12 protein-coding genes are annotated in these 14532 nt (G+C 38.2%); 3 read left to right on the top strand and 9 right to left on the bottom strand.

Going from position 1 to position 14532, the window contains the following annotated elements:
- Positions 1–30: 30 nt before the first annotated feature.
- The 5 genes from MHB58_RS09210 to MHB58_RS09190 form a co-directional block, all read right to left on the bottom strand.
- Positions 31–1551: a succinate CoA transferase gene (locus MHB58_RS09210; RefSeq protein ID WP_014823897.1), complete on the bottom strand. Its 1521-nt coding sequence runs from the start codon at positions 1549–1551 to the stop codon at positions 31–33.
- 383 nt (positions 1552–1934) lie between these two features.
- Positions 1935–2474 carry an NADPH-dependent FMN reductase gene (locus MHB58_RS09205; protein WP_014823898.1) on the bottom strand — a complete coding sequence of 180 codons (540 nt, stop codon included), beginning with the start codon at positions 2472–2474 and terminating at the stop codon, positions 1935–1937.
- 203 nt (positions 2475–2677) lie between these two features.
- Positions 2678–2989: an ArsR/SmtB family transcription factor gene (locus MHB58_RS09200; protein WP_008407096.1), complete on the bottom strand. Its 312-nt coding sequence runs from the start codon at positions 2987–2989 to the stop codon at positions 2678–2680.
- A 40-nt stretch (positions 2990–3029) separates the two neighbouring features.
- A complete protein-coding gene (locus MHB58_RS09195; protein ID WP_014823899.1) occupies positions 3030–3983 on the bottom strand; it encodes a cation diffusion facilitator family transporter in 954 nt (317 codons plus the stop codon).
- A gap of 226 nt (positions 3984–4209) precedes the next feature.
- A complete protein-coding gene (locus tag MHB58_RS09190; RefSeq protein ID WP_340735073.1) occupies positions 4210–5424 on the bottom strand; it encodes an ABC transporter permease in 1215 nt (404 codons plus the stop codon).
- Between the two features lie 173 nt (positions 5425–5597).
- Between MHB58_RS09190 and MHB58_RS09185 the strand changes: the two genes are divergently transcribed.
- Positions 5598–6236, top strand: coding sequence for a TetR/AcrR family transcriptional regulator (locus tag MHB58_RS09185; protein ID WP_148271511.1), 639 nt, complete (start codon positions 5598–5600; stop codon positions 6234–6236).
- A 74-nt stretch (positions 6237–6310) separates the two neighbouring features.
- On the opposite strand, the gene MHB58_RS09180 is transcribed toward MHB58_RS09185, so the two are convergent.
- Positions 6311–6847, bottom strand: a complete 537-nt coding sequence (locus MHB58_RS09180; protein WP_041865752.1) for a TetR/AcrR family transcriptional regulator — start codon at positions 6845–6847, stop codon at positions 6311–6313.
- 170 nt (positions 6848–7017) lie between these two features.
- Here MHB58_RS09180 and MHB58_RS09175 point away from each other — a divergent pair, with 170 nt between their 5' ends.
- Positions 7018–8427 carry an MDR family MFS transporter gene (locus MHB58_RS09175; RefSeq protein WP_014823903.1) on the top strand — a complete coding sequence of 470 codons (1410 nt, stop codon included), beginning with the start codon at positions 7018–7020 and terminating at the stop codon, positions 8425–8427.
- Positions 8428–8466: 39 nt separating this feature from the next.
- On the opposite strand, the gene MHB58_RS09170 is transcribed toward MHB58_RS09175, so the two are convergent.
- Positions 8467–9645 carry a M14 family zinc carboxypeptidase gene (locus MHB58_RS09170; RefSeq protein WP_014823904.1) on the bottom strand — a complete coding sequence of 393 codons (1179 nt, stop codon included), beginning with the start codon at positions 9643–9645 and terminating at the stop codon, positions 8467–8469.
- Between the two features lie 100 nt (positions 9646–9745).
- Positions 9746–12832 (bottom strand): efflux RND transporter permease subunit, encoded by a 3087-nt coding sequence (locus MHB58_RS09165; protein ID WP_041865753.1) that lies wholly within the window; start codon positions 12830–12832, stop codon positions 9746–9748.
- A gap of 93 nt (positions 12833–12925) precedes the next feature.
- Here MHB58_RS09165 and MHB58_RS09160 point away from each other — a divergent pair, with 93 nt between their 5' ends.
- The gene (locus MHB58_RS09160; RefSeq protein ID WP_014823906.1) at positions 12926–13747 is read left to right on the top strand and encodes a TetR/AcrR family transcriptional regulator; all 822 of its coding nucleotides are present in this window, start codon (positions 12926–12928) and stop codon (positions 13745–13747) included.
- Between the two features lie 41 nt (positions 13748–13788).
- Here the strand turns inward: MHB58_RS09160 and MHB58_RS09155 are convergent, their stop codons facing one another.
- A complete protein-coding gene (locus tag MHB58_RS09155) occupies positions 13789–14523 on the bottom strand; it encodes an alpha/beta fold hydrolase (protein WP_014823907.1) in 735 nt (244 codons plus the stop codon).
- Positions 14524–14532 lie beyond the last annotated feature (9 nt).

The following is a 14532-nucleotide window of genomic DNA, read 5'->3' as shown; positions in this document are numbered from 1 at the left end:
GTTAAAACGCCACCTTTGTCTGTTTATCCATTAGTGTTTAATTTTGTCGTCTTCAAATAACATTGTCCCATTCTCTTTTAAATTGTTATGGAATGAGAATGCTTTTTCAAGGATATGCGGTGTTTGGCCGCCTACTTTTTCTTTTGCCTCTTCGAAATAAGCACGTAACTGTTCTTTATATTTCGGGTGTGCAATTTCAATCAATTTCTCTGCTCGCTTCACTGGTGGAAGTCCGCGAAGGTCCGCATAGCCTTGCTCCGTTACGATGACATCGACATCGTGTTCTGTATGGTCGATATGTGAAACGAATGGAACAATTGTTGAAATAGCCCCGTTTTTCGCTAATGAAGATGTAACGAAAATAGTAATGCGTGCATTACGTGCAAAGTCACCAGAACCACCAATACCGTTCATAATCTTTGTGCCGTTAATATGTGTTGAGTTGACGTTACCGTAAATGTCGACTTCAATTGCTGTGTTAAACGAAATAACACCTAAGCGTCGAATTACTTCCGGGTTATTCGAAATTTCCTGTGGTCGGAACATAATTTTATCTTTGTACTTTTCCAAGTCTTCCGCTAGTGAGTCCACGCGCTTTTTGGAAAGCGAGAATGCTGTACCTGCCGCGAATTTAACGATACCCGCATCAATCAGGTCAAACACACCATCCTGCAGTACTTCCGAGAATACTTCAAGATCTTTAAATTGAGACTTTTGCATGCCGTTTAATACGGCATTTGCTACCGAACCAACGCCTGATTGTAGCGGCGCTAAAGATTCAGGTAAATTCCCTACTTCCACTTCATTTGCCAAGAATGCTAATAAATTATCGGCAATTTTCTGTGTTTCCTCGTTTGGCTCGAATAAAGGTGACGGAATATCCGGCTGCTCCGATAAAACAATCCCTTTAACTTTCGCAGGATCGACTTTAATTCCGATTTCACCAATTCGGTCCCCTGTATTGTAGATAGGGATTTCTTTACGCTCGCCTTGTGCTTTTTGAACATAAATATCATGAAGCCCTTCATATGCTGTTGGGGCTGTTGTATTAATTTCGATAATCACGTTTTCTGCTTTTTCTACAAAAATCGGTGAGTTCCCTACAGAACCTGTTGGAATTACGAGACCGTCTTCTGTAATTGCTGCTGCTTCAATAATCGCATAATCAATTTTACCTAGTGAACCTTTACGTACTTCTTCCGCTGTATGTGATAAATGCTGATCAATATAGTAAATTTCCCCGTTGTTGATTTTACCGCGCATAATCGCATTCCCTTGATAAGGCACACGTAAGTTGATGATCCCTGCTTCTGCCATCGATTGGTCGGCAGTTGGACCTAATGATGCCCCTGTATATAGATTTACTTTGAAATTTTCCTGCTCTCCCCGTTTAGAAAGTGCAAGAGGAAATTCTTTAGGCTCTCCAAAAAGTGTAAAACCACTCATTCCCAGATTCATGCCGTCTTCAATCCAAGACGCGGCTTCCTCTGCTGAAACAACTTTGTTTAAAAACGCTTCATTTCTGATGAACTGACTTAAATCTTTTCCCATTAACAATCACCCCAAAATAATATTTTTAGTTCGATGTTACGATGAATTTCTGTAAATCCATATAGCCAATTAAAAAATCCGTTACCTAATTTTTTTTAATCGCCTTATCTATATTGTAATGAGAGATTCGTCTTTCGTCCATTAGATACTTCCTATAATTTTGATAGATAAAAACTATAGTAAAAAAAAAAGCAGATTTAAGGAGTTTTCTTTCACTTAAAACAATATTTTTTCGTCACACCATTCTATTGACAAAATGCGATACCTTTATCCTCTACACTGAACCTTACCGTCGGAGTCTCTTTTGTTGCAGTAACATTTCCAGGAAAACTCGCCTTCATAAAAAACAACACCTCTTCTGAAAAAAGAGGTGCCAGCAATATTTAAAACTTCTTCATCCATTCCAGGAAGTTCGCAATCACGCCGTCTAAAAATGCGATTGTCGCTCCATCTGTCAGCTGTCCTAGCGCATCGATTTTTTCATGAACTGCTCCAATATACACTTCGTTACCAGGTAAAATCGGGGAATTTAACCCGATTGCAAATAAAATATCACGCAAATGCATCTGGGCTTTAACAGAACCTAACATTCCCATTGATGACCCCATTATAATGGATGGTTTGCCGTTCATCACTTTATCCACACGGCTTAGCCAGTCGATGGCGTTTCCTAACACACCGGGGATTGTAGCGTTATATTCAGGTGTTATCCAAAGAACAGCATCAGCTTCTTTTACTTTTGCCTTAAAGTTTAAAACAGCTTCTGGAGGATCCATTTCGATATCCTGGTTATACATCGGCAGAGGGGTCAAATCCAGAATTTCCAAATCGAACTTATCAGCATATCGTGCCTGAATATTTTTTGCGATTTTTAGATTGTATGATTCTTTTCGGATACTTCCTACAATTGCTACAACTTTCATATTGAAAAACCTCCATTATTTTAGAATTCAACTATAAATGTTTTGTAAACTTGCTGCTGCCACCATGTAAATGGGCAATGATTTTAGTTTGCGACTTCCGTTTATTGATATACCCTACATTCTTCAATGTCGAAACCAATGAAAAAAACACGTAATCGTTCATTTAAGAAAACTTTTACGTGTTGATGACTGTTTCTATTTAATTAATGATGAGCATGATCGATTGCCTGATGGAGCAAGTTGATAACATGTTCATCTGCACTTGTATAATACAATGTCGTCCCTTCACGCCTGAATTTTACTAAACGTAAATTCTTCAAAAAACGTAACTGGTGGGAAACCGCCGACTGATTTAAATCGAGCTTTTCTGCAATGTCATTTACCGAATGCTCTTCACAGCATAACATGTTTAAAATACGGATTCGTGTCGGATCACTTAACGCCTTGAACGTTTGCGAAACGACAAACAATGTTTCTTCATCCAATTCATGTTGGGTTCTTTTTTCCATTGTCATACGATTTACCTCTTTTCTCTTATACGCCCGGCGTAATTGATTAATGATGGTGGTGGTGCTGATGGCTTGAATCTTGCTTCGCTGTACAATAAACCGAATGGTCGTGCTGATGCGTAGTTGTTTCAACTTGAATCGTCACGTGATGAATATTTTGATGTAGAAGATCATGTTCAATTTTCTCTAAAAGTTGCTCACTTTCCTTAATCGTCAAGTCATCATTTACAACAACGTGACATGACAGCGCATTTAATCCACTTGTAATTGTCCAGATGTGCAAGTCGTGAAGCGCTTTTACCTCTTCATATTTCTCAATCGTTTCTATGATTTCATCAACAGTTATATCCTGAGGTGTGCCTTCCATTAAAATATGCAATGAAGCTTTCGTTAAATGATATCCGCTTCGAAGTACAAGCGCAGCTACAAAGACACTGGCCAATGGATCTGCCCATCCCCAATCAAAGAACAGTATAAGCAATGCGGCAACAATGGCACCGATTGAACCGATCATATCACTGATCACGTGCAAATAGGCGCCTCTCATATTTAAATTTTCCTTCGTATCCGCACCGCGCATCATAATCCATGCCACTAGAATATTTACTGCCAATCCGATACTGCTGATGACGAGCATCCCGGTTGAAGCAACTGCAGGAGGATTCATGAAACGGCCGATCGCTTCATAAAAAATAAACAGCGCGATGATGATTAACGTCAGTCCATTTAGTGTGGCAGCCAATATTTCAATACGTTTGTAGCCGAATGTTTTACTGGCATTTGCTACTTTTTGTGCAAATACAATAGCCATTAATGCAATTCCAAGTGAAACGGCGTCGCTTAACATATGTCCTGCGTCAGAAAGCAGCGCAAGACTGTTCGTCAGCACCCCACCAATCGCTTCGACAATCATAAACCCGGTTATAATTAAAAAGGATATAAACAGTACTTTCTTGTTCGTACTATGTGAATGATGATGGTGATGATGGTGCTCTCCCATTTAAAACGCCCCCATTTATTTTATATATGAACATATACTCATATATTAATATATTATGAATTCAGAAAATAGTCAATTACATATGCCCGGTTTTAATAGCTGAAATTTTTTTAAATGAAAAGAGTTGATCATCTTGGCAGGTGGGCGATAAAATTCTGTTACCGCCTGAGTTTACTGAACAAAAAATGTGCTCAAAGCTTTAGCCTTGAACACATTTTAATAAGAATTATTCGATTTCCTCTGTTTCTGCAATTTCGGTTTTTTCGGACAGATTTTTCACCCATACTAATATGAAAGCAATGACTAATACCCAGATAAGGATGATGCTATAGCTGTTAATGACATTATGGCTGAAGAATAGCACTTCTTTTAACCCTTCTACGAAGTAACGCAATGGTAACCAAGAAATAATGTAATCTTTATAGAATGCCGGGATCATTTCCGGTGCAAGCTGAACTGCTGACATACTGAAAAATGTTAGCAATACATATATAACGATACTTGGAAGCTTCAACCAACGTACTGTTGCGAAAATCATATACATGAATGCCGATATACAAAGTGCTAAAAACAATGCTGTACGATTGAAATATTCGAGATCAAAGCCTAATAGCCAAGTTGAATACCACGTTGCCATATAGCCAGCTACGAACGCATAAATAAAAGGCATCACTGATTGAATAGTATTGAATTTCAGTTTTGCACCTTTTGATGAAAATGTACGCTTATTGCCAACTAAATAAAGCATTGCCGCACCGATTAAGCTAACAAACCACGTAACCGTCATAAAGGCTAGTGGTGCATTGCCGAGCTTTCCGGTTTCATTTACTTTTATAATTTCCGATTGAATCGGGTTGGCAAAGTCTTGTACTACACTTGGCTGAATAGGCGAAATCATCGCACTTACTTGGGCCAACATACTGCCACCCTCAGCTTGAAGAACAGGTGCAAGCTGCTCTTTTATTACATCGGTTTTTGCCTGTACTGCCAATAATATTTGACCGCTTAATTGTGTATTTAGTCCAGTTACAATATTGGATAGTGCTGTTTGAACAAGTGTAGCTGCTGTTGCATTTGCTCCTTCGTTTATGTAGATTTGCACAGATGCTCTTTCAGGAGTTTCTGTTTGAAGAGTCGCTACTTGAGCTGAAAAATCAGCTGGCAGCACTAACCCGCCATATACTTCTTTTTCATCCATCGCTTTTCCCATCATTTCTACTGAGTCATACAGGGAAAATTCCACAAGTTCCGGCGCATGTTCAAGTAATGTATTGGCTAAATTAGCGCCCATCTCTCCTTCATCTACAACAACCAGTCCGATTGGTACATTTTTCGGATCCATCTTAACCATTGGCAATATGGCCGTCATAAAAATTAAGCCTAATACTAAAGCTGCAATAATTGGCACGATAAAAAGCCGATTTGAATTGCCCAACTTCATAAATATCCCTCCCTTAATGAACATAATGTTGATTAATGTTCTGAGGATATTATATGGTTAGCAGTTTTAATCGACCATCATTAAAATTCGCTGTTTTGTGCATTAATCAACATTCCAAGCAATAATGGTGATTAACTTTAAGTTTAATAAACACTTTGTTGATTTATTGTGAAATGGGCTTTAAAATAACAGTCATTACAATCGAGGTGATTACAATGGATCGACGGAAAAGAAAAACGAGAAAAGCTATATTTGATGCGTGTGTATCACTTACAAAAGAAGTGGATTTTCAGCAAATTACGGTTAATGAAATTGTAAAAACTGCTGATATTAATCGAGGCACATTTTATCTCCATTTTGAAGATAAATTTGATATGATGAACAGTTTTGAAAATGAAATGATCGAAAAAATTGAGAACTTACTAGTAAAAAATCTTCCTGACGAACAATCCAATCAACAATTTCTTGAATCCCGCTATACAACGATTATTGAAATTCTGAAATGTTATACGAATAACAAAGAATTATTGCAGCTCCTCTTAAGATCAAGCAATAATACTTCTTTTCAATTAAAATTGCGGGAAAAGTTAAAAGTCGTTATGACGGAACAAGTTTTACCGAAAATCAGTAAGTCCGAATTAAACGTGCCAATTGATTTATTCGTCATCCTTTTTACTTCGGCTTCTTTAAGTCTCGCTGAATATGCGTATAAAACCGATACAGCGATTAATTCTGAGGAATTGGCAAACTTTCTAATCAAATTAATGATGCAGGGGCCAGCAAAAACGCTTGGGTTAATTTCGAACGAGTAATTCTGATTGTTTTTAACTGCTTTACCACTTTGAATCCCCTGTCTTTTTATACCGGAAAAAGAAGAGCAGCTCAATTACGTTCTGTACATAAGATGAATCTGATCAGCAATATATGGCCCACTAAATTGCCCGCCATCTTTTAACCACCACGAGATCACACCGACAAGGGACGCCGCTTTTATATGACTGTCGACAAGCGATTTTGAGGAAACTCGGTCACTGTTCAGCCTTCTCGTATCAATCAATTGTTTCATTAATTGATATAGCACTTTTTCAAATTGTTCAAACTGGAAAAGTAATCGTAAAGCGTGTTTTTGTGAGGCTAAATAATTGAGCAGCTCAACTAAATGTTCCTTTTCGTTTAACAGATGAATATGGTTTAAATCTGTTATTTTTTCAGTTACTTCATTGAAAATCTCTTTTGTTAAATCATCCATCAAATGATTGATATCTTCATAATGCAAATAAAATGTAGTTCGGTTTAACGTGGCTTGCTTTGTTACTTTTTGTACAGACAACTGACTAAGCATTACTCCTTCTCCCAAAAGTTCGAATACCGCTCTCTTTAACATTTCTTTTGTACGGATTGTTCGTGGATCTATTTTCATCATCAGAATTACCATTCCTGTCTATTAAATATTATTAAATCTACATATTTGAACAATTTGTCGATTAGTCTACAAAGTGCTTCATATTGTGTATGTCAAAGGCTCCTGCTCATTGTTAAAATACTTATTAGACAAACCGTCTATAAAGTTATCGTAGCGTAAGGGGTTTTAAAATGCAAAATGAATTATCGGAACAAACAAGAAAAATACTGCTGATCGTCATGATTGCAGGCTGTTTTTTCTCCACTTTAAATCAGACATTACTTAATGTCGCACTAAGTGATTTAATGAACACCTTTTCGGTATCGCCTACAACAATTCAATGGCTCGCAACAGGCTTTATGCTTGTGAACGGAATTTTGGTTCCAATTACGGCATTTTTAATAAAGCGTTTCTCAACACGCCAACTGTTTATTAGTGCGATGCTATTTTTATTAGCCGGTTCTGTTGTCGCAGCATGTGCGATGAACTTTGGCATGCTTTTAACAGGACGTATGATTCAAGCTGTAGGAGCAGGTATTATTTTGCCTTTAATGATGACCGTAATTGTCTACTTGTTCCCTGAAGAAAGAAGGGGCGCTATTATGGGGAAAGTCGGATTTGCAATTATTTTTGCACCTGCCATTGCCCCGACTCTTGCTGGATTTATTATTGATTATTTATCATGGCGCTGGCTGTTCATCAGCTTAATTCCATTTATCGTTATTATTATTGTCTTAGCGTATAAATACTTGATGAATGTAAATGAAGGTGCGAAATTGAAAATCGATTTGATCAGCTTAATTTACTCAACATTCGGATTCGGTCTCTTATTGTTCGGGTTTAGTAGTGCCGGAAGCCGCGGATGGGATGATGGAGTTATTTTAACAACGATTGGTGCGGGATTGATCATTATTTTTCTGTTTTGCCAACGTCAATTGTCTTCACAGGATCCTTTACTGAATTTATCGGTATTCAGATATAAAATGTATTCCATGACGACGATTATAAATGTCGCAATTACGATCATCATGTATGCAGACTTGATTTTGCTCCCGATGTATTTACAGGATGGCCGTGGTTTTTCTGCATTGGATGCAGGATTATTGCTGCTTCCCGGTGCGATTATCAATGCGTTTTTGTCACCGGTTACAGGGAAACTATTTGATAAGTACGGAGCGAAGCCTTTATTTATATTCGGTTTAGTTTTAGTTGCACTTTCGATGTGGCTCGTTATCGACTTATCTTCTACTACTTCGTATGTATATATTCTAGTACGCACCATTATTTTACGGATTGGGCTGGCATTTATTACAATGCCGTTAAATACGGCTGCCCTTAATGCGATTCCAAGAGAACTGGCCTCACACGGGTCTGCCGTAAACAATACAATCCGTCAACTTGCTGGTGCAATCGGAACGGCTGTCATTGTAACAGTGTATACACTGCAGTTAACGGGTACATCCGTTCAGGTAAACGAAAGTTATGCAACTGCGGCTAGTTCGACGTATTTCTATATGTTCCTATTAGCAATCGTTGCCTTTATTGTCGTACTTTTCGTTCCTAAACATAAACGGACAATGCCCGCTCAAGAAACAAACTAAAAACTGGTGAACCTCCGTAATCGGGGTTCACCAGTTTTTTTACCAGTTCCGGGCCTCATTGGCTAAATAAAGTCCGACTGTTTTATTTTGCTTCCAAACATTATTCCATCTTTTTAACGGAACGGATGCTTCTCCGGCATATGGGGCGATTTCAACCGTCATTGCAGGGCGGTCTTTTACTTTTGTGAAGTAATCTTCAGATGCCGCTATTGGTTCATTTTTCTTTGTTACCGGCATTACTTTATAGCCAGTAATGGACGATACCCCTTTCACCAACTTTTTCGTTCGGCTGAACTTTGATTTCGTTTGGCTCCAGTAAATAAGTTGACCGGAAGAATGATATGAAATATACGCTAAATGATCCCCACGGTCAATCAGTCTTTTGATCGCAAGCGCTTCCGGTTCAGTATTTGGCGCTTTTCCTTTATATTCTTTGAATGAGGGCTTTGTCGTTTTGATTAAATGCCAGTTTACATTAAATTGACGATTCAGATCGACACCGTTTATATTCGCTTTCCAACGATTAAAATTGGTGCTGTTGTTGTTCATTGCTTTAAGCTTTGTCATCGATGTTTTTACTTTGCCTCCTTGCGCCAGTGTTACCCCATCAGGATTCACCATTGGCACAAATACGATGCTCACTTCACTTAAAATTTCCTTCACATCGTATTTTCCAATTTTCGTTCCGTACACATATGCTTTTAAATATGTATCAATCATTTCCATCAATACATTTGTCGTCATATATTCACGTCCATGAAAAGATGCATCCATCAATACTTCCTTTTTACCCGTTCCCACTTTCAATGAATATAAAGGACGTCCCTCCACCGAACTCCCGATCATCTTCAATTTCGTCAGTGATGGATACATTTGAGAAACGAGCTTTAGCTTTGCTGCCACTTCATCGGACGTGATTATTTTCGAACCATCGACTAACTGGATATAGTGAACATCGGTTAAAGGGATGTAGGCTTCTTTGGAAGAATAGTTGATAACTCCGGATGTACCCTTTAATGCTTTCAATAATAACTTCTCACCTTTTGCTACAGTTTTTATGATGGTGCCGTGTTCATCTTTTAGTTCCGTATTCTTTTTCGCAATTACATGCACCGGGTATTTACCAAGCCCGATTGCGTCTGACGCTGCTTCGGCAGAAATCGAACCAAAACTGAAAATGGCTGCAGCTAATAGACTGAACAACAATAGTTTCTTCATAAAATGCCTCCCGCTATGTATATCAAAAATTTTCTTCTATACCCATAACTTTACTATAAAAAACAGCCTGCAAGAAATTACTTCTTACAGGCTGTTCGTATTAATTGTCTTTTACATCTTTACGATTCTTCTTCAGCATTTTTGATAATACTTCATATACAATCGGTACGATGATTAATGTTAATAATGTTGATGATAATAAACCACCAATTACTGTTACAGCAAGGTCTTGAGAAATCAGACCGCCACCAGCACCACCGAATGCCATTGGTAACATTGCACCAATCGTTGCAATCGCCGTCATTAAGATTGGACGTAAACGAGTTGCACCGGCTTCCAGAATTGCTTCACGCATGTTCATTCCTTCATGTTCCATACGGATAATACGGTCAACAAGTACGATCGCGTTCGTGACAACAATACCGATTAACATCAGTAATCCCATCATAACTGAAACCGAAATTGTAAGACCTGTTGCGAACAATCCAATCCATGAACCGATTACTGTAAATGGTAAAGAGAATAAAATCGCAAATGGAGCTAAACCTTCACCGAATGTTACAACTAAGATAAAGTAAACGATCGCAATAGCTGCAATCATCGCAACCCCTAGTTGAGTAAATGTTTCAGCCATATCTGCCGCCACACCACCTACACCAGTCGTTACGCCTTTCGGTAATTCTAGATCAGCAATTTTTTCATCTGCTGCAGATGTTGCTTTTGATATATCTTTGTCTGTGATCGTTGCAGATACAGTTGCAAAGTATTCGCCTTTTTGACGAGATAATGAATTTAAAGTCGTACCTTCTTCAAGTTCAACAATGTCACCAATTGTCATTGTTTGACCAGTTGCCGTTTGAATCGGTGTTTCCAATAATTCATCAATATCCGCTGCCGCAGATTTTGCTTCACGTTGAACAACTACATTAATATCAGCGCCGTCACTTTCAACAGTTGTCAGCACTTCTTTTGTATTATTTGTTTGTAGAGCCATTAATATTTGAGCAGTAGTCAGACCGTATTGTAATACATTTTCCTGATCTACTTTGATTACATTTTCTACATATGGTGCAGAAGCATTAGACTCAACTTCATCAAGCCCTTTAACATCAACTAGAACATCTTCTACTTGAGCAACTGCTTCGTTTAGCTTATCTAAATCTTCACTGTATAGTGTATAGCTTACTTCATTCGATGACATACCCATCGCGAAGTTTTGCGTTTTCCACTCGCCGGATTGGCCAATGTTAAAGATATAGTCTTCTACTTCTTTTTTCGCTTTCGGGAAATCTTCCATATCCGGATCGAAAATCGCATAGATTAAACCACCGCCTGCACCACCGCCAGTCATCATTGCAGCAGCATCAGTAGAAGGTTCTGTGTTCACCGATAATTGTAAAATATCGATGTCCTCACGTTTCAACAACTCTTTTTCTACTTCTTCAATATTCGTAAGTGTCTCTTCCATCAATTCGCCAGTACCTGGTGTGTATGTTAAATACATTACTTTCTCTTCTTGAGAACCCATGAAACTAAAGCCGATTAATGGTGTTAGCGCTAGTGAACCAACTAATAGAACAATCGCAATAATTGACGAAATCCATTTATGGTTTAAAGATTTTTCCAAGAAATTACGGTATGTTACTGCAAGCTTACCGACTTCTTTATGCTGACTTTCAGACTTTTCACCGTAAATTTTCTTACGGAATAATGTGTGTGAAAGTGCAGGTACGATTGTAATCGCAACGATTAATGATGCGATTAAAGCAAATGACATTGTTAATGCGAATGGTACGAATAATTCCCCTACCATACCGCCTACAAATACAAGTGGTGCGAATACTGCAATTGTTACTAATGTTGAAGACATGATCGGCTTGAACATTTCAATTGTTGCTTCGCGAATTAACGCACGGCCTTGTAATTTTTCTTCTTTCAGGTGCATACGACGATAAATATTTTCCACTACTACAATCGAGTCGTCAATTACCCGTCCGATTGCAACCGTAATCGCACCAAGCGTCATAATATTCAGCGTAATATCCAGCCAGTGCAATGCCATTAAAGCCATGAATACTGATACTGGAATTGAAATAATCGAGATAATAGTTGATTTAAAGTCACGTAGGAATAATAGGATAATTAATACTGCGATTAAACCGCCAAATACCGCTTTTTCAACCATTGTAAAGACGGAATCTTCAATTGGTTTCCCTTGGTCTAAAGAAATATCGATTTTAAGACCTGAAATGGCTTCCTGCTCTTCTTCGATTAAATCTTTAACCGCATTTGCTACAGTCACCGTATTGGCATCCTGGCCTTTTACGATTTGGATCGCAATCGCATCTTTACCATTTGTTCGAGATACTGATTGCACTTTACCTACTTTTTCGATTTCAGCAATATCCCCCAGTTTTACGAAAGGAACCGGGTTGGTTTCAGAAGGTGTTACAGGAATCAGCATTTCTTTTAACTGTTCTTCTGTTTTGAACTTGCCGTCAACTGCAACAGCTTGCTCGCCATCTTCAAACTCGTATAATCCTAACGAGACTGCAAGGTCACTTGCCTGAATCATTTGCTTAACAGATTCTTCCGTTAAACCTAATTGTGCCATCTTTTCTTCATCATATGTGAAGGCAACTTCTTCAAGATGTTGACCTGTAACTGTCGCAGATGCAACACCGTCAATTTTGTTTAGTTTCGGCAAAATTATTTTCTCTACTGTCGACGTCAGTTCAACAATATCTTCATCCGAACTACTTACTGATAATGCAATAACAGGCATCATGTTCATACTGATTGCCATGATTGAAGGTTCTTGTGCACCTTCAGGAAGCTCAATATTATCTAAAGCAGCTTCTAACTGACGTTTCTTTTCATCCATATCCACGCCATATTCATATTCCACTTGAACTTGTGAAACATTTGATGAAGATGTAGAATATACAGCCTTTACATCTTCTAAACTTTCAACTGCCTTTTCATAAGGAATTGAAAGATCATCCATTACTTGCTCTGGTGTTGCTCCAGGATAAACACCCATAACGATTAGGAACGGGATCGAAATATCTGGAATCGACTCCATTTTCATACGCGTGGATGAATAAATACCGGAAAACACGATAATGATTGTTAGTAACCATACTGCAAGCTTATTCTTTAATACGAAATTAACCAAGCCCCTCACAGTTCCACCTTACCTTTCTTGACTATATGTAACCACCATTCTATAATAATGACTAGTCGGTCACGTGTCAATTGAAAGGGGCTTGAAAATATTATGACAAGAAAACAATTGATAATCGATTCAGCACTACATTTATTTGCCGAAAAAGGGATAGAAGCTACGTCAGTACAGCAAATTACCGATCATTGCGGAATTTCTAAAGGTGCTTTTTATTTATCATTTAAATCCAAAGACGAGCTCGTTTTTTCTATTATTGAACATTTTATGAACAATATAATTCGCGAAGTTGACCAAGCAGTCAGTGAAGGTAATACCCCTTCAGAAAAGCTCCATATCTACTTTGTTCATACTATGAAAGTATTGTCACACTATGCTGGATTTGCGGATATTTTGATGAAGGAAAACGTTTCTGCCATCAATAAGGCATTAATTGAACGGATTCATTATTATGTAGAGCTTTCCAATAAAAATTTGGAAAAGCTGCTATTTGAAGTATTTGGCGAACAAATCGAGGGACGACAATATGATTTAGTCGTTATTGTAAATGGGATGGTTCAATCGTATATGCAGTATATTTTCGACTCGTGCCAGACATTTGATGCGGTTAGGTTTGCAGATTCGCTTGTTGAGAAGACAACTTTATTAGCGACAAAAAGTAAAATAGCGCTGTTGCAAAATACTTCACAGTTTTACAGACGGATCGAAAATTATTCGATTGATCATATAGTGGAGGAACTGATGTTGCTTCAACAGCAGACGACGAACAATTTGGAACTCGATTCCCTCCAATTATTAATAGAAGAACTCAAAAGTGAAAATCCAAGAAATGCGATCATTATTGGTCTCGTCTCCAATTTAGAAAAAAACGAGTCCTTTAATTGGATTACGTTATATTTGAAAAAGCAATACAGTTAAAAAGAGAGGGACCCAAAAAATGGATCCCTCTCTTTTTAGTTTTAGCTGTTTAGGAAACGAATGATTTCTCTTGCTACCGTTTGAGAATCTTCCACCATACCAAGATGTCCTGTATTGGTTTTTACTTTCTCCACATTCGGGTTGGATGTCGTAATCGGTGTGACAGCTTTGTCCTGTTCTCCTTCAATGACGAGAATTGGAATTGATATTGTATCGACAAGATCTCGTTGGTTTGGACGTGACTTCATAGCACCTAGTGCAGCAACAAGGCCTTCTTCTTTTCCTTCATAGGCAACTTCTTTTGCAAACAGCACATCTTCCGTTTTCGCATCGGGCGCAAGGAAGTTATGAATCACTCCGTCTACGAACGAGCCTGTCCCATGTTCCTGAATCTCTTCTTGTTGTTTCGTTCTTTTATCGATTGCTTCTGGTGTATCCGATGAGTCGGATGAATACAATAAGACGGCCTTTTCGATTTTAGAATATTGTTTCTCGATTGCCGCCAATGTAATATAGCCACCCATCGAATGCCCGATCCAATATGCCTTTTCAACTTTTTCCGTCACTAATACATCGATTATATCTTCGGCATAGCGATAAACTGTATATTCCCCTTCCGGCATTTCACTTTTTCCATGCCCTGGTAAATCGATTGCAATGACATCAAATTGCTTTGTTAAAGGTTCCATAATTTTTTCGAATATTGCTGTACTCCCTAAAAATCCATGTACTAATACTACAACTTCCCCAGAACCATTTCGCGTATAATTTAACATATAACCAGT

Origin of the sequence: Solibacillus sp. FSL K6-1554 (assembly GCF_038005185.1) — a bacterium.
GTDB classification, from domain to species: Bacteria; Bacillota; Bacilli; order Bacillales_A; family Planococcaceae; genus Solibacillus; species Solibacillus silvestris.
The sequence above is the reverse complement of the archived record's forward strand: the minus strand, read 5'-3'. Positions and strand labels throughout refer to the sequence as shown.